Genomic DNA, 25,062 nt, shown 5'->3' on the forward strand with positions numbered 1-25,062 from the left:
GCAGAACACCTTCCTATGTAACCAGTGAACTTCACTGTATTGGTCGAGAACGTCTCCAAATAGAGACATCACGGCGAGGGGAGGTTCCGAACATGCGCGTGTACTCACGACTGAACTGGGAGACGCTCACGTAACCCACGTCGTGCGCAGCAGACTCTACCGTGGCATTACGGAAGATCATCAAACGACGGGCTTCATGGAGTCGGAGCTGCTTTTGATACTGAATGGGTGTCATCCCCGTCACCGACTTGAATTGACGATGGAAGGTTGCCGGACTCATATTTGCAGCAAGGGCGAGGTCTGTCACGTGGATCGTCACACTCAGCTTGTCTCGAAGAGTGTGAATGGCCTGGATGATTCTTTGATCCTGGCCGTTTGTTGTGATCATGATTTGGCGGACTTGGTCGCCCCCGGGGCCCATCAGAAGCCAGTAACAAACCTCACGCATAATGCCTGGATAGAGCGTCGGGATAGCCTCTGGAGTTTCTAGAAGACGAACTGCGTGGTGCGCACAATCCACGAGTTGACGATTTAGCTCCAGAACGAAGGCGCCACGTGATTTCGGTTTCCCGGATACAGTCAGCGCCATCTCTATCTCTTCCGCGACCTCCTGCATGATGGCAAAATCCAACTCGATTTCAAGTCCCAGATACGGCTTATCGGAACTTGCGTCGGTGACCGTACCACGCGAAGGTATATCGACGGCGACCATAAGTCCCTGCCCTGCCGCAAATTTGTAACGCTTCTCACCGAAGGTCGCCCATTTGGCTCCTTGCAGAGTCATGTAGAGAGCAGGTTTAAACAGGCAGTGGGCGGGCCGATTCGCCTGGTCTGAGCGAAGAAATCGCAGACCCTCAATTGCAGTCGGCAACGGAGCGCTTCCATCGGCACCCTCTGTGTACTGCCGTACGCTCTGTGCCAGTTCTTGCAGGTTTCTCGATTCGCTTTGTTCGAGAAGGCTCATATAGCCGTAGTGTACGTGACAGGATTAGGCATGTATTTGAAAGCCTTCGGCATTTACGAAGGCAGGTTGGCAACCTACGCTGAAAGTAGAACTACCGGGGGGCATGGAGATCTATCATCCGCCGCCGACTGTGATGAGAAATACGAACGCTTTTCAACCAACTCTGCACCTAATAGGAGACAACCATGCCGTTTGCACGTATCGACTTACTTAAAGGGAAAACTGCTGAGTATCGCGCCACTGTGGCCGACGTCGTGTACCAGGGGATTGTCGATGTCCTGAAGGCACCGGACGGCGACCGCTTCATAGTCGTCGGCGAGCATGCACCCGATAATTTAATTTATGACCCCCACTTTCTCGGTTGGGAGCGATCGCCTGACTTCATCTTGATCCAAGTGACCAGCACTGTCGGAAACAATAAAGAGTCGAAGCTTGCCTTCTACCGATACATAGCCGACGAACTGAAGAGCAAGCTATCTGTTCGCCCCGATGACGTCATGATCAACATGGTCTTTGTCGACCGTTCGGATTGGTCATTCGGTAATGGCGAACCGTGGAACTAGCCGATCATAGTCAACACGATTCGACGGTAAATCGCTGGAGATCGTCGCAGCCTTACATCGGCGGATTACTCCTGAGAGGTCGTCTTCTCGTCAGTAATAGCTGTGCACGCAAAGCAGCCCCAACGGCTGAGTATTCGTGCAGACTGCCGCCACCCTTGCGGGCCTCACTACCGGGACGAAGTTGACTGTCTAGACATTTACCTATAGATTGGGTATGTGCCAAGGCCAAAGAGCGACGAGAAGAGGAACGCTATTCTGCAGGCAGCGACGCGCGTCATCGTAATGCAGGGCCTGAGCGCGCCCACGATGGTCATCGCCAAAGAAGCTGGCGTCGCCAATGGATCGCTCTTCACCTACTTCGAGACCAAGACGGACCTCTTCAACCAGCTCTTTCTTGAGCTGAAAATGGAACTGGCAACCGGCTCGATGAACCTTCCAGTGGATGCCGAAGTTCGTGAGCAGTTCTTCGACCTGTGGAAGAAGTGGATGAACTGGGCAATCTCGAACCCGGAGAAGCGGCGAGCGCTCGCACAGCTTAGCGTATCCGACGAAATCACTCCGGTGACCCGTGCAGCAGGACACAAGATGATGGCCCACGTCGCCGATTTGTTGGATCGCTCTCGCGCCCACGGTCCTATGCAAAAGGTGTCAATGGGTTTCTTGGTTGCTCTCATGAACTCCGTGGCGGAGGCAACAATGGATTTCATGACGCAGGATCCGGCCAAGGCAAAGAAGCACAGCAAAGAGGGGTTCGATGCTTTTTGGCGAATGCTGAGTTGATTTTCTGATGCTGATGAAGACTGTCTAGACAGACAATATACGACTAAAATGGAGAAAAAATGTCAATAAAAACAGTAATTATGACAGGTGGAACTGCCGGTTTCGGTGCAGTTGCCGCAAAGAGAATCTTCAACACCCCAAATACGAAACTGATTCTGGGGGCACGAGACAACAAGAATCCGTCGATCGAAACCCTGCCATTAGATCTGGCCCGTCTTTCGAATGTTCGGTCCTTCGTTCAATCGCTCACGAAGAATTTGAACGGCACAAAGATCGATAGCCTCATCATGAATGCCGGGGCGCAGTTCGGAAACACCAAGCATCGGACAGGTGACGGATTCGAATCGACGTTCGCAATCAACCACCTCGCGCACTATCTTCTACTCAGGCTTCTGACGCCTAGCCTCGCGAAGAATGCCACCATCGTTATCACCACGAGCGATGTCCACGATTCAAAGATGGTTCCATTCGGACCGAAGGAACTCGATCCCGAGACGCTGGCTCATCCCAGAGATAAGAGCAAAGGCTTCGGCCCAGGAATTCGAGCTTACGCAAGCTCGAAGCTCTGCAACCTCCTCACTGCGCGTGCCTTCGAGAACTCCACCGATGCGCAGATGAATGGCATGCGGGTTATTGCCTACAATCCCGGACTGACTCCCGGCACGTCGCTGTTTCGCGCGTGGCCCTGGTGGGCAAAGTTGATGATGGCGGTGGCTTCCAAACTTCGTCCCGTGAATACGATCGAGCAGGCAGGAAATGCGATTGCCGATCTGGGGCTCAGAACGATTGTGCCTCCGTCCGGCCGCATATACGCCTCACTAGTGAAGGGTAAGCTGACGTGGCCGGATCCTTCGGAACTGGCGCAAAGCGACACGGCAATGAGAGGGCTGTGGGTAGAAAGTGCCCACATGGTCGGTCTGCCCGGACAAGCTTAAGGGGTTGTCGGGGCCAATATTGAACGGCTTCGTCGAGGAGAGACACCGCATCGCTGTCATCGCTTCAGGTCGCCGAGCAGATGTGCAACCCGTCCCGTGCTGGCTTGCGCCCACGGTGTGCTGGACACCCAGCCGAGCACCAGAACGACAGCACCGCATCCCGTCATGATCCACCAGATGGGATGCGTAGCCCTTGTGAAGTCCAACCCCTTGGCGTGGCTCGTTGCGACAACGGTGCCGGCCACCGCCACCCCCAGAGTTGCTCCAACCTGACGCCCCGTTGAGGCGATCGCCGCAGCCACTCCGGCTTGCGATAGGGGCATGCCTGCAACGGCGCTGTTGGTAATCGCCGGGTTGACCATGCCCAGGCCAACGCCAAACAACGCATAGGCCACCATCAAGTAGCTCACAGGAGTATCGATCGTCAGATGAGTGAGCATCAGAGTGCTCAGCAGAAAGCCCGCACCGGCAGCCAGCAATGGAAGTCGTGTGCCGTAGCTACCCACCAGACGCCCGGAGAGCGGCGCAAAGACCATCATCATCACGGCCAGCGGCAGCGTGCAGAGCCCCGTGTAAAAGGCGGAGAGCCCGCGTACCTGTTGCAGGTACAGAACATTCAGAAAAAGGAAGCCGGCGAACGAAATAAAGGCACAGAGGGCCAGCAGCGTCGCACTGCTGAAAGGCACGCTGCGAAAGAAGCGCAGGTCCACCAGGGGATCCTTACGCCGCGGTTCGTACAGGAGGAAGATCGTCAAAGCCACGGCTGACGCAGCAAACAAACCGAGGATCAACCCGGATGTCCAGCCGGCATGTGGGCCCTCGATCACCGCGGAGGTCAGGGACGCCAGTCCAACAAACACCAGCGATTGCCCCACGGGATCAAACGCTCGTGCTCGCGGAGCCTTCGACTCCGGCACGAATTTAGCGGCCAGCACTACCGCTGTAAAGCCGATGGGGAGGTTGATCCAGAAGATGGAGCGCCAGCCCACGGTCTGTGTCAACGCGCCGCCAAGCAGCGGGCCAATCGCCAGCGAAACGCCTGCCACAGCGCCCCAGACGCCTACAGCGCGCGCCCGATCTTTCGGGTTCGGAAAAGCATTGGCAATGATCGACAGCGCTACAGGATTGAGCATGGACGCGCCCAGCCCCTGCAACGCGCGGAAAGCGATAAGTTGTCCAATGTTTTGCGACAAACTGCACAGCAGCGATCCCGTGAGGAATAGAACCAGGCCAATCTGAAAGACACGCCTCCGCCCGAAACGATCCGACATAGAGCCCGAGAGCATGAGCAGGCTGGCGACGACGAGCGTATACGCGTCGAGTATCCATTGGAGCCCCGAGAGATTCGCTTTGAGGTCATGCTGAATAGCCGGCAGCGCGACATTGACGATAGTGACGTCCATGCCGACGAGCAACAGGCTCATGCAGCATATGCCTAAGATCAGATTCGGGTGGCTCGATTTGTTTACAGGACCGGCCGATGTGGCGGCGTTGATCCTGAAGGATGGGCTTGATTGTGTGCTGTTTTTTGGCAAGGCGGCTCCATCTTATAGATGCGCTCACCGCCGGGAAGATTTTAAAACTGACGATTCTAGAAGATGGCTCCGGCCAGAAGGAAGACAAGACTAGCAAGGCCTGCAACCACTCGGAGAACGTGGAATCTTCTCCAGCGGTCACGAAGCTGCTGCCAGTTGGCCGGCAGCGTATCCACCTTCCAGGTCACGATCTCTTCGACGATAGGAACCTCAACGAACATCGTCACAAGCAGCGCAGAGAGGAAGAAGACGAACCCTGCCAACGTTAGATAGAAGGTCCTTGGCTGCGCGGGATACGAGAGAAACAGAACAGGCACGATCGACAGGAAAGCAGCCGGCATCAACACGGTCATCACCGGTGCCATATTGCGATTCATCCGGTCTACGATCGCGAGAAAGACCTCCGGCTCGAAGGTATTCAGCGACCTGCTCAAAGCCGCCCACGGACCATAGAACATTCCAGCAACCAACGCCGAGAGAACGATACTGATCAACTCCCAGGTCTTCATCGTTTCCCTCCATGTTGATGATCGTACTCAACTATAAAGGGTGGATGCCTCCGTCTCGCTTCTGAGAAGTGAGCCATCCACCCTAAAGCCGATTGCAAAGGAACGAATTCGATCAAGGCTGCAGTGCGGCCATCACAGGATCGGGATCCCAGAAGGCCCGGACCAGCACAATCTTTCCAGCTTCGTTGCAGTCGATCACATCGACCCCCTCGAAGGTGACAGTCTTCCCGCTGTGGGCGACGCCCTTCCCCGTCCATTTGACGGCAGCGGAACTGCCGTTCACGTGGACACTATCCTCAGTCAGACCAACGACTTTAAAACCGCTGACTATCTGGGTAAAAAACGCGCGAATCGCTTCATGCCCGATATTCGGAGGCGTGCCGACCGGGTCGTGATGTTCGGCGTCAGATGCGAAGACCGCAACACAGCGTTCGACATCCATGGCGCGGATAGCAGAGAAGTATTCAGCCACTGTTTGTTCGGTAAGAGTAGACATAGCCGAATAGTAAATGGAATATCGCGGCTATTCAGCCTCGAATATGGAGCAAATTCCAAGGGCACATCATTAAAATGACAATGACACTATCAATACGACCGGTCCAGAAACCGATATCCGACCGAGTCCAGGAGCAGAGATGAGTTGGTCCGCTGTCCAGTACACGAAATTTGAAGAAGAACGAAACCGGCCGATTCGCGACCTGCTCAACCAGATCCCCACCACCACCGCTTTGAACGCCCTGGATCTGGGCTGCGGTCCTGGAAATTCGACGGAACTCCTCAGCCAGCGATTTCCCAACGCTATCGTCACAGGGATCGACAGCTCCGACGACATGCTTGAGGCTGCTCGAACAAGATTACCTGGCATTCGCTTCGAGAAGGATGACATCGCTCTCCTTCATACGGTGACTTCGTCCTCCGACGTGATCTTTGCGAACGCTTCCCTGCAATGGGTGCCCGACCATGCGTTGCTTCTCAAGACACTCACATCAAGGCTCTCACCAGGTGGCAGTCTGGCGGTCCAAATACCCGACAATCTCGACGAACCGGCACACCGCTTGATGCGAGAGGTTGCATCCTCGGGTCCCTGGGCTGAGAGACTCATCGATGCATCGAATGCCCGGGAAGATCGCCATACCGCTGATTGGTACTACACGGCGCTGCACGATCACATGCCGGCCATCAACATCTGGCGCACTACGTACTATCATCCGTTAGCGGGTGGCGCAGCAGCCATTGTTGAGTGGTTTAAAGGGAGCGGACTTCGCCCCTACCTCGCGCCACTGAATGAAGCCGATCGCGCCCTCTTCCTGACTCAGTATCAGGCTGCCATCGCACAGGCCTATCCTTCCCTGCCCGATGGAACCGTCCTGCTGCCCTTTCCGCGTCTGTTCTTCGTAGCCACTCGATAAGCCGTCGCGGCCGTGGAAGCAAACGTGAATTTGCCGGCAGCCGCCGCGAATCGGCTGGCACTGCCGGCATCTCTTCTATCGCAACAAAGCCGTGCTACTCCGACGCCTTCTGACCAGCCTGCGATGCAGCTTCTTCAATCACAGCCGCAACCTCCTTCGGCCTGGAGACATAGACAGAGTGGCTGGCACCGGCGACTTCGACCTTATGGCTGCCGGCACGTTCCGCATACCACCGTTCGAGATCAGGATTGATGGTTCTATCCTTGCCCGCTACCACCATCCAGCTCGGCTTGCCTCTCCACGCCGGCGTCGTAATCACGGCATGGAAGTTGGCATCGGCAATCAACACCTGGGAACGCGCTCCGAAGGCGGCTTGCGCAGCAGTCAGATCGGCGGCGAAGTACTCACGATATTGCGCAGGATCGAGGTAATCGAAGTCGTCCGCGGTCTTCTTGATCGCATTGGATTTACTAAGATCACTGGGAAAGCGCTTGCCATCAGCGGCCTCACTCTCGCCGGCATCCGGCATGTGGGCTGCGACGTACACCAAACCGACAACCGAAGGGTCAGTCCCCGCCTCTGTAATCACCGATCCTCCATAGCTATGAGCGACAAGAATGGTCGGTCCATCCTGTAGAGCAAGAACGCGCTTCGTGGCTGTCACATCGTCCTGAAAGGATGTCTCCGGCTCTTGAACGATGCTGACGTTGAAACCATCCTTGCTAAGAATGTCGTAAACGCCCTTCCAGCCGGAACCATCTGCCCAGGCTCCGTGAACCAAAACGATATTCCGAACACGATGTCCCTGACCTGACGCCGCAACCGAGGAAGCTGCAGGCCCCGTCGCAGCCTGAGCTGCAGCCAGTGGAACCATCCCACCAAGGGTAAGACCGATCAAGCCGAGAATGGCCTGGCTCTGCGCAAAGCGGCGAAGGCGGCTTGTATTTTCTGCTGCGAATCCTGCTAACGTCATGGGGGTGCTCCTTAGGTTGGGCGTTCTTCGCTGCCAACATCCCAGTTAGAGTCCCGTTACCTTGCCTGGGATAATCGTTTGTTTGAATAGCTGTGATCTGATTCCTGAATAAGTGATACAGCGATTGAACGGGTTTCGCTAAGGGCCCTGGTTAGCCAGACTTCCTAAATAACATTTAGGATCTCATCATAGTTAGGGAATCCGAAAACATACGATAGCCGCATCGCAAACTCCGAGGTTCATCGAGCCTCAAAGGTAGTCTCGGGCCACTCATCTACACGTGAGACAAACATGTTTATGACTTATCGGAAAAGCAAGCCTGTCCGCTCCTTGTGTCTTCTTGTTCTCCTCTCGTTTGCCTGTTGCGGCTTCGCATCCGGCAGCGCTCAGACCGCCAGCTCTCACCACATCAAGCTGGACCAGGGCTGGGAGATTCAATCGTCTGCCAAAGTGCAGGAGCCGGGAGAGAAGATCTCCGCAGACAGCTTTGTGGCGCGAGACTGGTATCCCGTGACTGTCCCTACAACCGTCATGGCAGCCCTGGTGAAGGCAAAGATCTATCCGGATCCCACCGTCGGGATGAATCTGCGCAGCCTTCCCGGCGTGGATTACCCTGTCAGCGAAAACTTCTCCAGAGTTCCAATGAAGCCCACCAGCCCCTTCGCCCCCTCATGGTGGTATCGCAAGGCGTTTGTCTTGCCCGCGGACGAGGCTGGCAAGACGATCTGGCTGAACTTCCTTGGCATCAACTACCGCGCCAACATCTGGGTGAATGGCCACAAGATCGCCGACACGACAAAGGTCGCTGGAGCATGGCGACACTACGAGTTCGATATCACGCAGGCCGTGAAGGCCGAGGGCAAGAATGTTGTGGCCGTCGAAGTATTTGCTCCGACCGAAAATGACCTTGCTGTTACCTTCGTCGACTGGAACCCGATGCCTCCCGATAAAGATATGGGTCTGTATCGCGAGGTGTTCCTCTCCACAAGCGGCCCGGTCGCGGTGCGCAACCCCGCCGTGTTCTCCCAGGTGAACTCGCCTCAAAACGATGAGGCAAAGCTAAGCGTGACCGCACAACTGAAGAATGCGTCGGATAAAAGCGTTCAGGGCACTCTCCACGGCCGGATCGAGAAGATCGAGTTTAAGAAGGATGTGACACTTGCGCCAGGAGAGACAAAAGATGTCAATTTCGAGCCGGCGGACTTCCCGCAGCTGATCGTCACGCATCCGCAGCTATGGTGGCCAACCCAGATGGGGACGCCTCACCTTCACGAACTGCACCTGCAATTCGATATCAAGGGTCAGGTATCGGACACCACAGAATCGCAGTTCGGCATACGCCAGATCACCTCGGAGGTTACAGAGAACACACGGCGGCTCTTTCGCATCAATGGAAAACCCTTGTTGATTCGCGGCGGAGGCTGGGCCATGGATCTCATGCTGCGCGAGAACTCGGAACGCCTCAAAGATGAGATGGACTACGTACAGGACATGGGCCTGAATACCGTTCGTCTGGAAGGAAGACCGCAGACACCGGAGTTCTTTAACGAGACTGACCGCCGTGGCATTCTCGTCATGGCTGGATGGAGCTGCTGCGACCACTGGGAAAACTGGGCCAAGTGGACTGCGGAAGATCATGACATCGCCAAACAGTCGCTGCGTTCGCAGATGCTGCAACTGCGCAGCCACGCGAGCCTGGTGATGTGGCTGAACGGAAGCGACAATCAGCCTCCGCCGGATCAGGAGCAGGTCTACCTCGATATCGAAAAGGAGCTGCGCTGGCCCAATCCCCTTCTCTCTTCGGCCACGGCGAACCTTGGTGTCGGCGGCGCCCCGAATGGCGCGCGCATGACGGGTCCCTATGACTACGTTGCACCTTCCTACTGGCTGCAGGACTCACAAGCCAACCAGCCGGACCATACCTGTGGGCTCGGCGGTTGCGGAGGAGCTCATGGATTCAACACCGAGACCAGCGCCGGGCCGGCCGTACCTCCTGTCGAAAGCCTTACGGCCATGCTCGGAAAAGATCACCTCTGGCCCATCGACTCCACCTGGAGTTTTCATGCCGGAGGCGGCGTCTTCAAAGACCTGGACATCTACACACAGTCGTTGAACGCGCGCTACGGACCGGCGAGCAGTGTTGAGGACTACGCCGAAAAGTCGCAGATGATGTCGTACGAAGGCACCCGCGCCATGTTCGAGAGCTATAGCCGCAACAAGTATGACTCCACCGGCGTGATCCAGTGGATGCTGAACAACGCGTGGCCCTCCGTCATCTGGCATCTGTACGACTACTATCTGCGTCCGGGCGGTGGTTACTTTGGCACCAAGATCGCCCTGGAGCCACTGCATCCCCTGTACTCCTACGACGATCATGCAATCTGGGTGATCAGCAGCCAGTATCAGGACGCAAAGGGCCTGAAGGCCAGTGCCACCATCTACAACCTCAATATGACGAAGAAGTTCTCTCGTCAGGAGACCGTGGATATTCCGGCAGACGGCAAGATTCGCCTCTTTACTCTTCCCGCGATTCATGGCCTGACTCCCACCTACTTCCTCAAACTGGATCTGCAGGATGAAACCGGGAAGACAGTGGGATCAAACTTCTACTGGCTGTCCACCACACCCGAGACCTTCAATTGGACGAAGTCGAATTGGTACACAACACCCACAACCTCGCAGAGCAACTTCACGGCGCTGTCTCAGTTGCCGAAGGTCAAATTAGTGACGGAGACAACCACTGAAAAACGGGGCGATGAGGAGATCACTCGCGTGACGATTCGGAATCCGGGAAATAGCCTGGCCTTCTTCATTCGCTTGAAGCTCGACAAAGGGGCGACCGCAGAAGAGGTTCTCCCTGTTCTCTGGCAGGACAACTACTTCTCCCTGCTGCCGGGAGAGAGCCGCGAGATCACAGCCACCTATCAGTCCAACATGTTAGGCTCCGACAAACCGATCGTCACCGCGCACGGATGGAACACAAACTAAGATTCCGCGAGCATAGACGAATACTGCCACCGCTCTAAGGCAATACCAGGAAAGCCGTATCCAATGGCGTTTTATTTTCGTACCCCATAGAAGCATCAGCGTCTAGCGCATCACATAGCCGCCGTCGACTGAGATCGACTGGCCCGTAACGTAGCTTGCTGCATCACTGCAAAGCCACAAGACGGCATCCGCAATCTCCTCGGGCCGTCCCAGCCGCTTCATTGGAACGAGGGTCTGCAGCATCTTGTCGAGCTCTGGTCCCTGGCCTTCGGCGATCATCTTGTCGGACATCGGGGTTTCGATCATACCGGGGCAAACATCGTTCACACGAATTCCGCGCGTAGCATATTCAAGCGCCGCACTCTTCGTAAATCCGATGACGCCGTGCTTCGCCGCATGATATGTTCCACGCTGATTGCCGCCGATGAGACCTCCGAGTGAGGAGCAGTTCACGATGGCGCCGCTGCCTTGCTCCCGCATCTGTTGGAGTTCGAACTTCATACAGCTCCACACACCGCGCAGGTTGATGCCCATGACGCGGTCGTAGTCCTCACGGGGAGAGTCCGCAGTTTCAGCAAGAACGTTCTGGATGCCTGCGTTGTTATACGCTGCATCAAGTCGCCCGAATGCAGCAACAGTCTGCTTCACCATGGCTTCCACCTGCGCGTCGTCTGACACGTCACAGCGGATGGCAAGCGTCTTATGACCTTCGTTCGCGAGGTCTTTCGCCGCTACTTGCACTTCTTTTTCGTTCCAGTCGGCGAGCACGACAGAGGCACCGGCTTTAGCAAAAGCCTTTGCGGTCGCGAGACCTAAACCGGAGGCTGCGCCGGTCACCAGGGCGACCCTATCTTCAAAGGTGATGTTCATTCTTCTCTCCGTATTTCGTCCTGAGTGAGGCCGATCGCGTTTAGCGGTCGATCAGCTTCTGGTGGGTTGCGGGATAACGCTCGCCTTCGACCTTGATTGCGGACGAGGCTTCTTCCAGCGCGCGCACCTCTTCAGGGTTGAGCGTGATGGTTGCGCCGCCAAGGTTTTCTTCGAGTCGCGAGAGTTTGGTTGTACCGGGGATTGGCACGATCCATGGTTTTTTCGCGAGCAGCCATGCGAGAGCGATCTGCGCAGGTGTGGCTTTCTGCTGTTCCGCGAATTGAGTGACTACTCCGACGAGAGCTTGATTCGCTTTGCGATTCTCTTCACTAAAGCGTGGGACGATGGCGCGGAAGTCGGTGCTGTCGAACTTGGTGGCTGCGTCGATCTTCCCGGTGAGGAAGCCTTTGCCTAGAGGGCTGAAGGGGACGAAACCGATGCCGAGTTCTTCGAGCGTGGGTATGACGGACTGCTCGGGTTCGCGCCAGAAGAGGGAGTATTCGCTCTGCAATGCGGTGACAGGCTGCACGGCGTGTGCGCGACGGATAGTCTTTGCGCCTGCTTCGGACAGCCCGAAGTGTTTGACCTTGCCTGCCTGGATGAGGTCTTTGACGGCGCCGGCAGTCTCCTCGATGGGCGTATTCGGGTCGACGCGGTGCTGATAAAGGAGATCAATGGTGTCGGTCTGGAGGCGTTTGAGCGAGGCTTCCACGACCTGTTTGATATGGTCGGGATGGCTGTTAAGGGCAGTCCACTTGCCGTCATTGTTGGGATCTGGCTCAAAGCCGAACTTGGTGGCTATGACCACGTCTTTACGGAAGGGCGCGAGTGCCTCGCCAACGACGTCTTCGTTGACGTACGGGCCGTAGACTTCGGCTGTGTCGAAGAAGGTGACGCCACGCTCGACAGCGGCGCGGATGAGCTTGATGGCTTCTGATTTTTCCGTCGCGGGCCCAAGACCGAAGCTCAAGCCCATGCAGCCGAGGCCGAGAGCTGAGACTTCAAGGCCGCTGTTTCCTAGTGTGCGTTTTTGCATGATTTCTCCTGTGTCGATGGTGCCGTAGTCCATCTGATGCAAGTGTAGGCAGCAACGGTCTATGAGACTAGGTGGTTTTCGATGCAAGGAGTTATGAGTAAAATGCATGAATCATGAGAAACGATCTGGGAGAGCTTTCGGCATTTGCAATCGTGGCGGAAGAGCGTAGCTTCACACGCGCCGCCGCGCGCCTGGGCATCTCGCAGTCCGCGCTGAGCCACTCCATTAGCGGACTCGAGAAGAGGCTGGGACTTCAGCTACTCGCACGAACCACACGAAGCGTCTCCCCGACTTCGGCGGGCACAGCCCTTCTTCATGAACTCGCGCCTGCCCTGGAGCGGATCGAGCGAGCGGTTGCGGAGACACGGAAGCAGAGAGAGACTCCCTCCGGACGGATACGACTCATCATCCCGCGAACAGCGACGAAAAAGGTAGTTCTACCGAAGCTGGCTCAGTTCGCTCGCAACTATCCTGAAATCGTGTTGGAGGTCACGTCTTCCAATGACCCTGTCGATCTTGTAGCGGGAGAGTACGACGCAGGTGTGCAGCTTGGTGAATTCATTCAACGCGACATGATTGCCGTCCGGGTGACCAAAGAGATGCGCCTCGCTATAGTGGGATCTCCAAAGTACTTCAAATCCAACAGCATCCCGAAACATCCGCAGGATCTGAAAGACCACGCCTGCATCGGCTTCCGCTTCAGCAATGGCCTCTACCGGTGGGAGTTTGAGAAGGGTCGCAAGGCCCTTACTGTCAGCCCGCAGGGGCCCGCCTCTTTCGACGATCCAGACCTCGTCATCCAGGCCGTGCTCGATGGTGTAGGCATCGGATCAGCCATGGAAGATTCACTGAGGGACTTGATTGCACAGGGACGTCTAGTTCAGGTCCTCAGAGACTGGTGCCCATCCTTCCCCGGATACTTTCTGTACTATCCCAGCCGCCGGAATCAACCTGCTGCTTTAGCCGCGCTGATCGAAACGCTTCGAGTGTCAGAGTGAACGCAAGAGCATCTCGAGTTCTGCATGGTTTGAGAAGCACGGAATGGAACAAGTTGACCCAATAGACTTCATACTCGAATCGACTAGCCAATTTGTGCGGTTTCTGGCCATCACAGGTTTGGTGGGTGCTCAATGACTCTGGAGGCCACACAATCGGCAGTGACGATTGAAACGTGGCGCCAGTTCGGGATAGTTTCGTCTAAGGGCCAATCCATCGTCTCCATCTCTTCGATCCAATCGTATGCGGCCCTCTTCGCTTCCCCTGGACCATACCTTCGTACGACTGCCGTATAGAAGGCTGCTAGCTCCCTCTCCGCTGTCATCAAGAGATCGGCAACTAATCCGACGGGTGCTTGCCGAGTTGCAATAATTGGGTTCTTCTTTTCGTCGCACATTGGGACCTGTCTCCTGGCTGGAACTGCTTCTATCAATGCCGCCTTCCTCACAAAGCGCTTCGCTAGTGCACAGCTTCTCCTTTGGGTGCTCCCTCTCCGGGTTTGTTCTTACTGAGAATGAAGGCACACACGATCATGCCCATTGCCATCCATGAGAGCAGACGGTAGATGTCCTGATACGCCATCGCCGTTGCTTGCTGATTAAGCTCCTGGTAGATCTCAGCTCTCGCCATAAGCGAAGGCCCTGGCCCTTTTCCGCTTCCACCGAAGTAGGCGGTCAACGCATTGAGCCGACTGACGAATGCGGGATTACCGGGCTGCATGTATTCCTGCAGATGCGCCTGGTGAAACAAAGACCGGTTGGTGACGATCGCCCCAGTGACGGCGATGAAGATGCTTCCGCCAACGTTGCGAACGAAATTAATGATTCCCGAAACCTGGTTGCTCGCCTCTTTCGGAAGCCCCACATAGGCCGCAGTGGTAATCGCTATGAACGCGAAAGGAATCGCGAACATCTGAAGGATGCGGAGCCAGGAAGCAAAACCGAAGGTCATGTCGAGCGTAAAGTGCGTGGAGGTGTAATAGAACGCGATGGCGAAGCAGGCGAAGCCGAATGCGGCCATGTTCCTTGCTGGGAACTTGCCGGTAGCAAAACCCGCAAGAGGCATAATGACCAGGAGGGCAAGTCCACCGCCCGTAAGCGCCTCTCCCGCAAGAGTTGCCGTATAGCCCATCAGTTGCTGTAGGAATTGCGGCTCCAGCACGGTTGCAGCATTCAAGACGCCGCCGACCAGGATCATGAGCAGGCAGCAGATAGCGAAGTTCTTGTACTTGAAGAGCCTCAGATTCATGATGGGATTCTTAGCTCGCCACTGCCACCAGATCAGACCGGTCATCCCAGCAACGAACAGCAAGCCACAGATGAGGATTAAGTTGGAGGCAAACCAGTCGTTCTCTTCACCCTTATCGAGCATGATCTGCATGCCAGCCATGGCAACGGTCAGCAGACCCAGGCCGATGTAATCCAGTTTCTTGAGGTTGGAACGGTCGGCTTTGATCCAGGGCGGATCTTGAACCAGTCGGCTGACCAGGAAGAAGGCGAGAATGCCAACCGGCAGATTGATATAGAAGATCCACCGCCACGAGTAGTTGTCCGTGATCCAACCGCCGATCGTCGGTCCGAGAGAAGGCGCAAGTACAGCGACGAGGCCATAAAGCGCGAAGGCCTGGCCTCTTTTCTTCGGTTCAAACGAATCCGCCATAATGGCTTGTGCCATAGGCTGGAGGCCACCCCCTCCGACTCCTTGAAGAACACGCGCAAGAAGCAGGATTGGGAGGGTAGGCGCGATACCACAAAGAAAGCTTGCCGCGGTGAAGATGGTAATGCAGAGCAGAAAGAAATTCTTGCGGCCGATGACACTCGACGCCCATGCACCAACCGGCAGAATGATGGCGTTGGAGACCAGATAGCTGGTGAGAACCCAGGTTCCCTGGCTGGTGCTGGCGCCGAGGTCGCCGGCAATATGCGGAAGGGCAACATTCGCAATGGAGGTATCCAGAACTTCCATGAAGGCAGCCAGCGCGACCGTCCCAGCAATGAGCCATGGATTGACGTCAGGTTTCCACTGCCCGCCACTAGATACATCTGCTGCCATTGCACTCCCTTTCCATGCAGAAGTTTTGCGGACCGGTTTATGGCTGCCGACGTCTATTCATGCGCATATAGATTTCCGTGCCCTGATTGCGAAACTGAACCTTATCCATGAGTGATGGCAATGGCCAACGCTTCCCAGATCGCTACGTAAAACGCGGCTTCGCGTCCGTCAATGCGTGATCGCAATTCCGGGTCAGACCGAAGCTTCTCGACCATCGCCGGGACCAAGCTCAATCGACTTTCCATCGCGACTTCATCTGAAAGCATCACTCTTCACTCAAAGACAAACTGTATCTGAAAGCGTATTGTATGTAAATAGACGCTATGGAGGTGTCGGAGATGGCTGGCTCAGGCGTAGGTCGGATGTTGGCGACTTCAGGTAGATCTGCGATTTCCGGGAGTGCCCAAAGCCATCAGGGAGTGGATAGAGGCCTCGATCGCGAGGACACATTGAATTCCGAGCGAAGGATAGAGAAGAAGGCAGGAGCCAACCAGAGCCGCTTTCCCGTCAGCCTGATTGTTGTGATCGAGCAGTGGATCTGCCTGGGGTTGGGAATGATCTGCATGATCTCAGGGACTTTGGGTATCTCCATGAGTACCAGTCAGAATGATCTTTCTGCGCACTTCGCATGGGCGGGATTGGGATACGTACCTCTGTTGCGAATAACAGCGGCCGCGTGCCTGGCTTTGGGTATCGTCCTGGTACGCCTGGGATCTACCAGCCGCTGGCCGCAGCCGACAGGAGGTTCCGACATGCAAATAGTCAAGGAGGAACCAGATGAAGAATGACGTTGAAGATATTCCGCTGGTCTATCTGTTGTACGTGCTTCTTGCCATCGTAGTAGTTGTGGGCATCGCAGCGGTTGTGATCGTCAGATTGATTCGCGCCTGAGCGCAGTTGCAGCTGTTATCGTATCTGGATGCAGAGTGTTCATCGAACTCTGGAGCGGACAGGTCCGACAGCCGTTCAGAACGTCTTCAGGCGTGTCCCCACGATCATCAATAGAAGATCGCGCCGGCAATCATTGGAAGGAGATCGTTTGTGACCATTGCAAGGCCGCGAAAGCGCCTCACCCGCGAGGAAAGTCGAGCCCAGACCCGTGCCACACTGATCGCCGTGGGACGAAAGCACTTTTTGCGTTTCGGGCTGGGTGGCGCCGTGACGGAGAAGATCGCGGAGGATGCCGGTTATTCCCGGGGCGCACTGTATTCTAACTTCGACAGTAAGGAAGAGCTGTTTGTCGCTGTCATCCATGACGAACAGGCGCGCCACTTAAATTTCTTCCGGTCTCTGCTGAAGGACGAGCCTTCCTCCAGGAAGCGTGTGAAGAAATTACGGGACGGCATTGCCGACCTGATGACAGACCATGATTGGATTGTGCTTCGCGCTGAATTCGAGATCGGTGCTCTTCGAAGCGAAAGTATCCGGAAGCGCTTCGTTGAAGCACATCGGCAGCAGCTTCACGACGGAAGCGAGCTGGTTAGGGATCTCTTGCGATCTCCCGATGTCACTTCGAGATTGACGCCGGATGATTTCATCACGGTTATCATCAATCTCGCTCACGGTCTGGCTGTCACGCAGAGAATACTTGGTTCAGAACTCTCTCAGAAGAGCACGCGCAGTCTGATCCAAACGCTGTTCGATCGTTTGATATCGTCTACGTGATCTTTTGCAGCCGGGCACTTTCGCACGGTAGTCATGCGGGCACCTCCTATCCAACTCAGCCCGCGCGGGCGAGCCTGAAACTTTTGAAGAATCAGTGTTGCCCTCCGCTACTTGACGCTTCAGCGTCGCGGAGCGGAGGGAGCCATAGCCTTTAGGCTACGGACAAGGGCTCGCGTTTCCCTCTTTACGGAATGATCGAAGCCGTAGCTGGATGCTCGGGCGTTGGGCGCGGAGGCAGCGGGGTGAGTGGCGGCTCGTTATGCGCGTCCTTCGCAGCCGCCTTGGCGGACCCAGCGCGACGGCGTTGCTCAGCCGCAAGCTCCAGCTGATCGGCGCGCGTCTCCGGCAACGGCCCTCCTGCGGCGTTCTCCGCGATGTGTGAGCGCCGTTGCGCCGTTAGCGTCTCCTCATCCGGCGGGTAGCACGGCTTGATTGTGCACGGGTGCTCATTGGTCTTCGTCGTGCCGAGGAAGTTGTGATTGAAATCCGCCGACGCTGGCACCAGATAGAAAGTCACTGTCTGCGCGAAGTAGCTCTCGTCCGTCGTAGGCAAAACGCGTGTGGGGTCTGCATTCAGATACTGCACCAGATACCACTTCGTGTTCACTGCGCGATACGCCGAAAGGTCTTCGAGCCTGACATCCAGGCCTGTCGTGTCCTCCTCTTCCCGCATCGAACCGTTGTCGGCTAATTCGTGATCCTTTGCCGGATCCTTTACGCCGACCAGCACGAGCTTCCGGTCGGCTCTCTCCTTGAGCCGCTTCACAGCTTCTTTCAGGCACGGCAATGCACTGTTCTCTACACGCGCAGGTCGAACACTGTCCTGGTCGAAGGAGATAGAGCATACCTCCTCCACGCCGGATGGTGGAGCGGGCTTGTTGCGTGTCTGTGCGAGCGATACCAGCGCACTTGCGAAGCTGACTGTAAGCACGAGAACAGCTTGTGTACGTCGCAGACTAAATCCAGATTGCATCATGTCTCTCATTCTTTTTTGGAATTTCGGTCGCAACTCTCGTCCACGTTAGTCCGGAATCGAAGTGACAGCGGGATGATCCTTCGAGGGCGGAGGCGGCAGCGGTGCGAGCTTCTCATAGCCGCGCTCGCCGTTCGGTGCAATCACACCGGGACCAGGCCCGAGGTGCGGAGCATCCACGTTGTCCTCCGAGCAGGAGAACTCCCGTACCTCGTCAGCCGGCTTGCCGAGCAACCAGGTCCGCTGGTAATGGATGGGCTCGGTGTAGTATCTCGGGTCATCCACCGTCATCTCCAGGTGCAGGTGACCGATGTCGGGCCTTGTCCACCGCTCCACGACGTGCTGAGCGTCGCTATGAGGATCGGCGTTCTCGTCCGCCCACGTGCGCCCCTCTTTGAAGCCAGTAGAGTCGATCACAAACGTTTCGTCAGCCCACGATCCGATCTCATCGCCAAAGAACGAAGGATCGGGATCAGGATCGTGCTTGCGACCATCGGTGGCCACCAGACGGTACGTGGTGTACCAGTAGAGAAACACCGTGTGGTCCTCTCCCTGCAGAAGCTGGAACGGAAGTCCGCTGGCATTGTGGCGCGGCAAGCCGCCGACGATGCAGAGCGCCTCGGGATCGATCGTGTGCTCGACGTTGTACTTATGCGCCGCTTCGCCAGCCGGCGTGAACGGCAGCTTATAGTTCGGATAATCCTTACCGAGGTTTCCGATGGGCTTGTCTTTCGGAGCATGCGACGGAACCCAGTAGCCGGAGAGATCAGGATGCGTGCCGAGCCGTGGCGCTGGCCCCTTCGGCAGGTCTGCCTCGTTACGCGAGAACGGAGAGTTGGCACGCCCCGTAGCGTCGTCTGCTTTTTTCTTGGAATCCTGCGCTTGAGCACCGGATGAAGGTACGAGCACAAGAGTCACTACGGCTAGCGCAGATGCGGCGATGGCATGGTTGAACGTCAAGTGAGAACTCCTTGTTCTTCCGTCGTGCATACGCGGCATAGATGCCGCATGCAACGCGAGTCATCCTTCGCTGCTCGATCGCAGCAGGACTGACGGGTTAGGTATGTGTTGGAAGAAATCGTGCCGAGCCTGCTCGAGATTGCAGGCTCCGCTCACGCGTGTGCGCTCAGCGACAGGAGCAACAACAGCGGCGCGAACACTGCATCGTGGAAATGCTGGGCATAGGCAGAAATTAGACCATCACTGAGACAACGTCAAGTCCGTCCCCTTGACAGGGGTCGGCTTGTTCCCTAAAGTTCAGGCATGTTCTCTCTCGCAGCTTCGCGTTGTTGTCGTTGTTCGCTCCCGTTGGAGTGGACTTCGGCGTGCGCCCGGCTGTAACGCGTGTGGTGCCTGCGAAAGCGCAGGCGGAACGTATGAACAGCTAAGCCCTACGAGATCGAAGGCCGCTCCATCCGGAGCGGCCTTTCCATTTGCCTCGCACTCACAGCCTTTGCATTGCCTAGCAATCACAGCCTTCGCAAAGAGTTTCTTCTCTTCCACTTCGTTCGACAAAGGAATCGACATGAAAGCTAAACTCGCAACCTCGGCTCTCATCGTCGCGACGCTTCTCGCGGCGGTCCCGGCATACGCGCATCACTCGTTCGCCGCAGAATTCGACGGCTCCAAGCCCACGCGGCTGGTCGGCAAGATCACACGGGTGGAGTGGACCAACCCGCACTCGTACTTCTACGTCGACGTGTCGGACTCCAAGGGCAAAGTCTCCAACTGGGGATGCGAAGGCGCCGGCCCCGGCGCTCTCAGCCGTCGCGGCTGGAAGAAGGGTGACCTCAAGATCGGCGACTCCATCGTCGTGGATGGCTACCGCGCCAAGGACGGCTCGCATCTGATCGACGCTCGCCGCGTAACCCTGCCCGACGGTCGCTCGGTCTACGGCGGCAGTCCCGGAGACGGCGGCCCCGGAGACAACGGCACCGTACAGGGCAACCTGCCCGGTACCGGCAAGAGCTAAGGATTCTGAGGCCCGGCGTCTTCTCGGAGGCGCCGGCATTTTTCTCAATGACACAACCTCTTCTCCAACACATATGCCAGGTCATCTACGACTCCCACGTCGGCACCATGATCCGCGAGTCGGACTACGCCTTCTCGATCATCGAATCTGTTCACGTACTGGCGATCACGCTCCTCGTCGGCTCTATCTCCATCCTCGACCTGCGCATGCTCGGCCTTATCCTTCGTGAGATTCCGGTCACCCGCGTTTCACGCGCGGTCTTCCCCATCACCTGGACCGGCTTCGCGGTGATGCTCACAAGCGGCCTGTTGCTCTTTTGGGCCGAGGCAGCGAAGAACTACCTGAACCCCGCCTTTCGCATAAAGCTCTTGCTGTTGCTGCTCGTCGGTCTCAATCCTCTGATCTTTCACACATCCATCTATCGCCGCGTTGCAGAGTGGGAACTCCAGCATCGCTCTCCCTGGCGGGCGCGTGCAGCCGCCATCGCCTCGCTCACTCTGTGGAGTGGCATTATCGTCGCGGGCCGCGCGATCGCTTACTTCTAACGCACCTGAGGAATCATCCGCTTGCTCGCCGCCCAACATTGGTTTGAACTCCTCTCGCAGTCCCCGCTCGGACTCTACATGCAGACCAGCCGGTGGGCCTTTGCAGTCGTCGAGATGGTCCACTTGCTCGCTATTGCGGCTCTCGGCGGCTCCGTGTTGCTCATCGACCTTCGCCTGCTCGGCGTGATCCTGAAAGGCGAGTCCGCGAAGAGCATAGGCCGCGACCTCGGCCGTATCCTGCTCGGCAGCTTGGTCGTGCTCATCTTCTCTGGCATCGGGCTGCTCTCGGAAGAATCCATGAAGTGCTACTTCAGCCCTGCCTTTCGCTGGAAGATGGCCCTTCTCGCAAGCTCCATCGTGTTCTACTTCACGATTCACCGTCGAGCGTTGAATCGTGCCGGCACGGCTTCCCCTGGAATCGGGCAGAGAACCATCGCAGTGATCTCGATGCTGCTTTGGCTAGGCGTCGGAGTCGCAGGACGAGCGATTGGATTGATCTAAGCGACGAAAACTGCAGTAGCGGAGAGACCTCTTGACCATTCTCCGACCTTGTCATCTCGACCGGAGGCGCGCTTTTGCGCCGTAGCGGAGAGACCCCTGTATTTTGGCTGAAGCGGCAATGCAACTTCGGGCAAAACAGGGCTTAAACCACCGCACCGTCTTCAAAATATCCCTGAGACCAAGCCCCAAAGAAATAAGCAAAACAAATTCTTGACTTCCATCCTGCGTGGCTGATATTTAACCTACTACTAGATGTAGTAAATACTCCTACAAGGTCAGTAGCGATGCCACCTATCCGCCTCAGCCCCCGCGAAAAGCAGCTCATGGAGATCCTCTGGCAGCAGAGTGAGGCCTCCATCCGCGAACTCCACGCGGCGCTTCCTACCCGCAAACGCCCCGCTTACACCACCGTCCAAACTCTCATTTACCGGCTCGAAGACAAGCATGCAGTGCGCCGTATCCGCAAGGTCGGCAACTTTCACATCTTCGCTCCTTCTATCACGCGAGAAGAAACGGAACGCGGCCTCCTCAACGACCTGCTTGCCCTCTTCCATGGCCAGTCCCGCCCTGTCATAGCTCATCTCATCGAATCCGGCAAACTCACCCGAGAAGACATCGCCTATGCCGAAGACACTCTTAGCGCGTTCGAGAAAGAAGGTCAGTTCTGATGACTACCCTCACCGAGCCAGCAGTATTCCTTCCGCCCGCAGCCTTTCACTCCGTCCAGGCCCTTGCCGCGACGTTCCGCTCAATCGTTCCAGCCATCGCCAACCACCTCTGGCAATCCACTGCCGTATTTCTGCTCGCGTGGCTGCTCACGCTCCTGCTTCGCCGCAACCGCCCTGCTACCCGGCACGCCATCTGGCTCGCGGCTTCGCTCAAGTTCCTCGTTCCGTTCTCCACCTTGTCTGTGCTCTCCGGCTTCCTCTACGCACCCCGGACCACAGTACCCACAAGTCATATCACCACTGCCGCCCAGGCCGCTGCACAGCCGTTCTTTGCAACGCCACCCACGCACGCGTTCCCACAACCGTTCGTCTCCGCACAGCCCTTGCCTACGGCATGGCCAATCATCCTGCTGGCTTCCATTTGGCTCATTGGCGCGCTCCTCGTCCTCACTGTATGGTGTGCTCGATGGCGCACCGCCCGCCAAGTGCTGAAGGCTTCTACACTCGCCAGGCAGGGCCGAGAGCTCACACTGCTCCGCAGCCTCGAGTCCTCGCTCCCCACACGCCGCACCTTGCCGCTGCACGTGTGCTCTTCTCTCTCTGAACCGGGACTCTTCGGCGTTCTGCGGCCCAGGCTCATCTGGCCGTCCTCGCTCTCAGAACATCTCACCGACGACCACATCAAATCCATCCTCCTCCACGAACTCATCCACGCCCGCCGCCGCGACAACCTGACCGCAACGCTCCACATGCTGGTGCAGGCGCTCTTCTGGTTCCACCCTGCCGTCTGGTACATCGAAACCCGCCTTCTCGCTGAGCGGGAACTTGCCTGCGACGAAGCTGTCATTGGCCTCGAAGGTAATCGCCGCATCTACGCTCAAGGCCTTATCAAAGCCTCATGTCACGCGATCGGCTCGCCACTCCCGTATGCCGCAGGGTTCACCGGCGGCGGTCCGCTCAGCACCCGCATCACCGCAATCCTCCGCACCCAAACGCGCTCCCTGACAACGGCGCAGAAGATCATGCTCGCTGCCGTCGCTGTCTGCACACTCGCGGTACCCCTCCTCATCGCGCAGGCCAACCATCGGCTCGAATTCGAAGTCGCATCCGTCCGTCAGGCTCCACCCCATTTACCGGAACGCGGCAATGAATCCCTCAATGGCTACGAGCTACAGGGCAAAAGCTTCACTGGCGGCCTCTTCTCCACCAACGCGCCGCTCTACCTCTACCTTGACTTCGCCTACAAGATCACCGACGTACGCCAGGCCACATCCTTTATGGACCAGATGCCGCCCTGGGCTCGCGACGTCAACTACACCATCGAAGCCCGCGCCGCCGAGTCCGCCACAGCCGACGACGTCCGTCTCATGATGCGCTCGCTCCTCGAAGACCGTTTCCACCTCCACCTCCACTCGGAGACTCATGATGCACCAGCCCTCGTCCTCACCCTCGCCCACTCCGCACCCGGCCCGCAGCTACACCTGCACACTGCCCCCACACCTTGCGTCAGCCGCGCTTCTGCCACGGAAACCATGTCAGCCGGAGGCGTCAACCGCCCCATCTACTGTGGCCTTGACGCGTGGAATGTTGATGGCCGCCTGCACTTTCGCTACATCAACGCGACGCCATCGCAGCTCACGAGCTCCGTCGGCTCACTCGTCAACGTTTCGCAAGATCCGGGGATGCGTACCTACTCCGTAGTCGATGGCACAAATTTTTCTGGTCTTATCGATTTCGATATCGAATTTGTCAAAAACGAGCAGCAGGCCGAGGCGAATCACACCTCCGGGCCGCTCTTTGATCAGGCTTTCGCACAACAACTGGGCCTGCGCATTACACGCGCCACTGCCCCCGTCACTACACTCATGATCGATCACATCGAGCCACCAACTCCGAATTGAACCACAGCCGACCAAAGAGTTTTGCAGCAAGGCACTTTCGCAAGGCAGTCATCCGGGCCTCCTATTTATTTACAGCCGAAAGATAGCCCCGGGTGCAGGTCAGCATCCGGGGCAAATTGCTGCTACTTACAGCATAGCTAGCGATGCCCTTGACCATCGCCGGCTATGGCTTGTCACCATTCTTGTGTGGGTCCATGAACGTTGCACCTCTGCTAATGTCTCGGTTCTCGTAAAGAATGGGCACCCATATATACCCGTCGCCATTTGCCTTAAGGTGCCCAACGCCCGGAAACGGAAGATGAGGAACGGCGACCAAGGTGCGATCTCTTGCGAATTCAGCAAAGGAGGTCTCACGTACTGCAGCAGCTTTGGCAGGATCGACGTCGTAAGCGATGGTGATCTCGGGGGCCGGTGTCTGGACAGCAGCGACATGAATAATGTCACCAACGAATGTGATGGATTGGCCATGACTGCGAAGGATGTAGAAGGTGCTTCCCGGTGTATGCCCTGGATGAATCACAGCCTCGACCCCCGGCACGACTTCCTCACCGCTATGGAACGGTACGATCTTGCCAGCATCCTGTTCAGGCTTGAGCGCTGTGTATGCCTGGTCGAAGTAAGACATGGCGTAGTGAGCCTTGGCAGAGTTCGACCGATCCAGGAAGAAGGCCAGATCAGGCGCACTCAGATGCACGATCGCATGCGGGAAGACAAGCTGCCCGTTGTGAACAAGACCGCCCATGTGGTCGTCATGAGCATGAGTCAGGAGCACATCGGTAATCTGGTTGGGGCTCACGTGGATCGACGCCAGGCTCTCGAGAAGCTTGCCACCGTAACCGGGGCCAAAGAAGTCGCCAGCCCCAGTGTCCACCAGCACCACACGCCCTGCATCCCGGAGCAGAAAGGCGTTGATGGAAGTCTCCACAGGGTTGGAGAGGAAAGCATCATGCAGGAGTGCATCTGTTTTCTGATCGGTGGTGTCGTGTAGCAAAGTGTGGAGGTCCTGGGGAACGGTGCCGTCCGACAGCGATGTGATCTCGATATCGCCTACCCGAAAGGTATAGTGATTCGCTCCTTGAAGAGCACCTTGCGGATTATCGATCGGAGCTTGAGCCCGCACCGCAAAGGTAAAGCAGCACAAACTAAGGGTAAGAAGAAGCTGTTTCATGATGGATTTCACTTTCTGAAAGAGGCAGGTGTGAGCGGTGAGTGAACCGCATCGGCAGC

General features: G+C 56.8%; 23 protein-coding genes. 12 read left to right on the forward strand and 11 right to left on the reverse strand.

Annotated elements, in window-relative coordinates; translation table 11 throughout:
- Positions 1 to 31: 31 nt before the first annotated feature.
- Positions 32 to 964, reverse strand: coding sequence for an AraC family transcriptional regulator (locus GSQ91_RS21245; protein ID WP_158823739.1), 933 nt, complete (start codon positions 962 to 964; stop codon positions 32 to 34).
- 185 nt (positions 965 to 1,149) lie between these two features.
- Between GSQ91_RS21245 and GSQ91_RS21250 the strand changes: the two genes are divergently transcribed.
- From GSQ91_RS21250 to GSQ91_RS21260, 3 genes are all read left to right on the forward strand, one after another.
- Entirely contained in the window at positions 1,150 to 1,527 is a 378-nt protein-coding gene (locus GSQ91_RS21250) for a tautomerase family protein (RefSeq protein ID WP_158823740.1), read from the forward strand.
- A 216-nt stretch (positions 1,528 to 1,743) separates the two neighbouring features.
- Positions 1,744 to 2,307 carry a TetR/AcrR family transcriptional regulator gene (locus tag GSQ91_RS21255; protein WP_158823741.1) on the forward strand — a complete coding sequence of 188 codons (564 nt, stop codon included), beginning with the start codon at positions 1,744 to 1,746 and terminating at the stop codon, positions 2,305 to 2,307.
- A gap of 59 nt (positions 2,308 to 2,366) precedes the next feature.
- Positions 2,367 to 3,242 carry an SDR family NAD(P)-dependent oxidoreductase gene (locus tag GSQ91_RS21260; protein ID WP_174240712.1) on the forward strand — a complete coding sequence of 292 codons (876 nt, stop codon included), beginning with the start codon at positions 2,367 to 2,369 and terminating at the stop codon, positions 3,240 to 3,242.
- 56 nt (positions 3,243 to 3,298) lie between these two features.
- Here GSQ91_RS21260 and GSQ91_RS21265 read toward each other — a convergent pair whose 3' ends face one another.
- The 3 genes from GSQ91_RS21265 to GSQ91_RS21275 all read right to left on the reverse strand — a co-directional run bounded on the left by GSQ91_RS21265 (position 3,299) and on the right by GSQ91_RS21275 (position 5,782).
- Complete coding sequence (locus GSQ91_RS21265; protein WP_256370398.1) at positions 3,299 to 4,777, reverse strand: MFS transporter; 1,479 nt, start codon at positions 4,775 to 4,777, stop codon at positions 3,299 to 3,301.
- 56 nt (positions 4,778 to 4,833) lie between these two features.
- Positions 4,834 to 5,286, reverse strand: coding sequence for a DUF1772 domain-containing protein (locus GSQ91_RS21270; protein ID WP_158823743.1), 453 nt, complete (start codon positions 5,284 to 5,286; stop codon positions 4,834 to 4,836).
- A 112-nt stretch (positions 5,287 to 5,398) separates the two neighbouring features.
- On the reverse strand, positions 5,399 to 5,782 hold the full coding sequence (locus GSQ91_RS21275) for a nuclear transport factor 2 family protein (RefSeq protein ID WP_158823744.1): 384 nt from the start codon (positions 5,780 to 5,782) through the stop codon (positions 5,399 to 5,401).
- A gap of 139 nt (positions 5,783 to 5,921) precedes the next feature.
- Between GSQ91_RS21275 and tam the strand changes: the two genes are divergently transcribed.
- Positions 5,922 to 6,695 carry a trans-aconitate 2-methyltransferase gene (gene tam / locus GSQ91_RS21280; protein ID WP_158823745.1) on the forward strand — a complete coding sequence of 258 codons (774 nt, stop codon included), beginning with the start codon at positions 5,922 to 5,924 and terminating at the stop codon, positions 6,693 to 6,695.
- Positions 6,696 to 6,789: 94 nt separating this feature from the next.
- Here the strand turns inward: tam and GSQ91_RS21285 are convergent, their stop codons facing one another.
- A complete protein-coding gene (locus GSQ91_RS21285; protein ID WP_254064789.1) occupies positions 6,790 to 7,668 on the reverse strand; it encodes an alpha/beta hydrolase in 879 nt (292 codons plus the stop codon).
- A 297-nt stretch (positions 7,669 to 7,965) separates the two neighbouring features.
- Between GSQ91_RS21285 and GSQ91_RS21290 the strand changes: the two genes are divergently transcribed.
- On the forward strand, positions 7,966 to 10,656 hold the full coding sequence (locus GSQ91_RS21290; RefSeq protein ID WP_158823746.1) for a sugar-binding domain-containing protein: 2,691 nt from the start codon (positions 7,966 to 7,968) through the stop codon (positions 10,654 to 10,656).
- A gap of 102 nt (positions 10,657 to 10,758) precedes the next feature.
- Here GSQ91_RS21290 and GSQ91_RS21295 read toward each other — a convergent pair whose 3' ends face one another.
- Together GSQ91_RS21295 and GSQ91_RS21300 are read right to left on the reverse strand one after the other, a co-directional pair.
- Positions 10,759 to 11,526, reverse strand: coding sequence for an SDR family NAD(P)-dependent oxidoreductase (locus GSQ91_RS21295; protein WP_158823747.1), 768 nt, complete (start codon positions 11,524 to 11,526; stop codon positions 10,759 to 10,761).
- Positions 11,527 to 11,566: 40 nt separating this feature from the next.
- Positions 11,567 to 12,562, reverse strand: coding sequence for an aldo/keto reductase (locus GSQ91_RS21300; protein WP_158823748.1), 996 nt, complete (start codon positions 12,560 to 12,562; stop codon positions 11,567 to 11,569).
- Positions 12,563 to 12,675: 113 nt separating this feature from the next.
- Between GSQ91_RS21300 and GSQ91_RS21305 the strand changes: the two genes are divergently transcribed.
- Complete coding sequence (locus tag GSQ91_RS21305) at positions 12,676 to 13,560, forward strand: LysR family transcriptional regulator (RefSeq protein WP_158823749.1); 885 nt, start codon at positions 12,676 to 12,678, stop codon at positions 13,558 to 13,560.
- Between the two features lie 457 nt (positions 13,561 to 14,017).
- Here the strand turns inward: GSQ91_RS21305 and GSQ91_RS21310 are convergent, their stop codons facing one another.
- A complete protein-coding gene (locus GSQ91_RS21310; protein ID WP_158823750.1) occupies positions 14,018 to 15,610 on the reverse strand; it encodes a DHA2 family efflux MFS transporter permease subunit in 1,593 nt (530 codons plus the stop codon).
- A 1,116-nt stretch (positions 15,611 to 16,726) separates the two neighbouring features.
- Between GSQ91_RS21310 and GSQ91_RS21315 the strand changes: the two genes are divergently transcribed.
- On the forward strand, positions 16,727 to 17,275 hold the full coding sequence (locus tag GSQ91_RS21315; protein ID WP_256370399.1) for a TetR/AcrR family transcriptional regulator: 549 nt from the start codon (positions 16,727 to 16,729) through the stop codon (positions 17,273 to 17,275).
- A 184-nt stretch (positions 17,276 to 17,459) separates the two neighbouring features.
- Here GSQ91_RS21315 and GSQ91_RS21320 read toward each other — a convergent pair whose 3' ends face one another.
- Positions 17,460 to 18,251, reverse strand: coding sequence for a hypothetical protein (locus tag GSQ91_RS21320; RefSeq protein WP_158823752.1), 792 nt, complete (start codon positions 18,249 to 18,251; stop codon positions 17,460 to 17,462).
- 45 nt (positions 18,252 to 18,296) lie between these two features.
- Complete coding sequence (locus GSQ91_RS21325) at positions 18,297 to 19,208, reverse strand: hypothetical protein (protein WP_158823753.1); 912 nt, start codon at positions 19,206 to 19,208, stop codon at positions 18,297 to 18,299.
- A 565-nt stretch (positions 19,209 to 19,773) separates the two neighbouring features.
- Here GSQ91_RS21325 and GSQ91_RS21330 point away from each other — a divergent pair.
- The 5 genes from GSQ91_RS21330 to GSQ91_RS21350 all read left to right on the forward strand — a co-directional run bounded on the left by GSQ91_RS21330 (position 19,774) and on the right by GSQ91_RS21350 (position 23,835).
- Complete coding sequence (locus GSQ91_RS21330) at positions 19,774 to 20,220, forward strand: DUF6152 family protein (protein WP_158823754.1); 447 nt, start codon at positions 19,774 to 19,776, stop codon at positions 20,218 to 20,220.
- Positions 20,221 to 20,267: 47 nt separating this feature from the next.
- On the forward strand, positions 20,268 to 20,765 hold the full coding sequence (locus tag GSQ91_RS21335) for a DUF6644 family protein (RefSeq protein WP_158823755.1): 498 nt from the start codon (positions 20,268 to 20,270) through the stop codon (positions 20,763 to 20,765).
- A gap of 21 nt (positions 20,766 to 20,786) precedes the next feature.
- Positions 20,787 to 21,266 carry a DUF6644 family protein gene (locus tag GSQ91_RS21340; RefSeq protein ID WP_158823756.1) on the forward strand — a complete coding sequence of 160 codons (480 nt, stop codon included), beginning with the start codon at positions 20,787 to 20,789 and terminating at the stop codon, positions 21,264 to 21,266.
- Positions 21,267 to 21,550: 284 nt separating this feature from the next.
- Positions 21,551 to 21,934, forward strand: coding sequence for a BlaI/MecI/CopY family transcriptional regulator (locus GSQ91_RS21345; RefSeq protein ID WP_158823757.1), 384 nt, complete (start codon positions 21,551 to 21,553; stop codon positions 21,932 to 21,934).
- Entirely contained in the window at positions 21,934 to 23,835 is a 1,902-nt protein-coding gene (locus GSQ91_RS21350) for a M56 family metallopeptidase (RefSeq protein ID WP_158823758.1), read from the forward strand. Before GSQ91_RS21345 ends, GSQ91_RS21350 begins: the two co-directional genes overlap by 1 nt.
- Before the next feature lie 163 nt (positions 23,836 to 23,998).
- Here GSQ91_RS21350 and GSQ91_RS21355 read toward each other — a convergent pair whose 3' ends face one another.
- On the reverse strand, positions 23,999 to 25,003 hold the full coding sequence (locus GSQ91_RS21355; protein WP_158823759.1) for an MBL fold metallo-hydrolase: 1,005 nt from the start codon (positions 25,001 to 25,003) through the stop codon (positions 23,999 to 24,001).
- Between the last annotated feature and the right edge of the window lie 59 nt (positions 25,004 to 25,062).

The organism is Granulicella sp. S156 (genome assembly GCF_009766105.1).
In the GTDB taxonomy this organism is placed as follows: Bacteria; Acidobacteriota; Terriglobia; order Terriglobales; family Acidobacteriaceae; genus Granulicella.

Bases quoted from the DNA above. Each gene is read 5' to 3' on its own strand.
- GSQ91_RS21245 (WP_158823739.1), bottom strand. From the start codon at position 964: ATGAGCCTTCTCGAACAAAGCGAATCGAGAAACCTGCAAGAACTGGCA.
- GSQ91_RS21250 (WP_158823740.1), top strand. From the start codon at position 1,150: ATGCCGTTTGCACGTATCGACTTACTTAAAGGGAAAACTGCTGAGTAT.
- GSQ91_RS21260 (WP_174240712.1), top strand. From the start codon at position 2,367: ATGTCAATAAAAACAGTAATTATGACAGGTGGAACTGCCGGTTTCGGT.
- GSQ91_RS21270 (WP_158823743.1), bottom strand. From the start codon at position 5,286: ATGAAGACCTGGGAGTTGATCAGTATCGTTCTCTCGGCGTTGGTTGCT.
- GSQ91_RS21275 (WP_158823744.1), bottom strand. From the start codon at position 5,782: ATGTCTACTCTTACCGAACAAACAGTGGCTGAATACTTCTCTGCTATC.
- tam (WP_158823745.1), top strand. From the start codon at position 5,922: ATGAGTTGGTCCGCTGTCCAGTACACGAAATTTGAAGAAGAACGAAAC.
- GSQ91_RS21285 (WP_254064789.1), bottom strand. From the start codon at position 7,668: ATGACGTTAGCAGGATTCGCAGCAGAAAATACAAGCCGCCTTCGCCGC.
- GSQ91_RS21290 (WP_158823746.1), top strand. From the start codon at position 7,966: ATGACTTATCGGAAAAGCAAGCCTGTCCGCTCCTTGTGTCTTCTTGTT.
- GSQ91_RS21295 (WP_158823747.1), bottom strand. From the start codon at position 11,526: ATGAACATCACCTTTGAAGATAGGGTCGCCCTGGTGACCGGCGCAGCC.
- GSQ91_RS21300 (WP_158823748.1), bottom strand. From the start codon at position 12,562: ATGCAAAAACGCACACTAGGAAACAGCGGCCTTGAAGTCTCAGCTCTC.
- GSQ91_RS21305 (WP_158823749.1), top strand. From the start codon at position 12,676: ATGAGAAACGATCTGGGAGAGCTTTCGGCATTTGCAATCGTGGCGGAA.
- GSQ91_RS21310 (WP_158823750.1), bottom strand. From the start codon at position 15,610: ATGGCAGCAGATGTATCTAGTGGCGGGCAGTGGAAACCTGACGTCAAT.
- GSQ91_RS21320 (WP_158823752.1), bottom strand. From the start codon at position 18,251: ATGATGCAATCTGGATTTAGTCTGCGACGTACACAAGCTGTTCTCGTG.
- GSQ91_RS21330 (WP_158823754.1), top strand. From the start codon at position 19,774: ATGAAAGCTAAACTCGCAACCTCGGCTCTCATCGTCGCGACGCTTCTC.
- GSQ91_RS21335 (WP_158823755.1), top strand. From the start codon at position 20,268: ATGACACAACCTCTTCTCCAACACATATGCCAGGTCATCTACGACTCC.
- GSQ91_RS21345 (WP_158823757.1), top strand. From the start codon at position 21,551: ATGCCACCTATCCGCCTCAGCCCCCGCGAAAAGCAGCTCATGGAGATC.
- GSQ91_RS21350 (WP_158823758.1), top strand. From the start codon at position 21,934: ATGACTACCCTCACCGAGCCAGCAGTATTCCTTCCGCCCGCAGCCTTT.
- GSQ91_RS21355 (WP_158823759.1), bottom strand. From the start codon at position 25,003: ATGAAACAGCTTCTTCTTACCCTTAGTTTGTGCTGCTTTACCTTTGCG.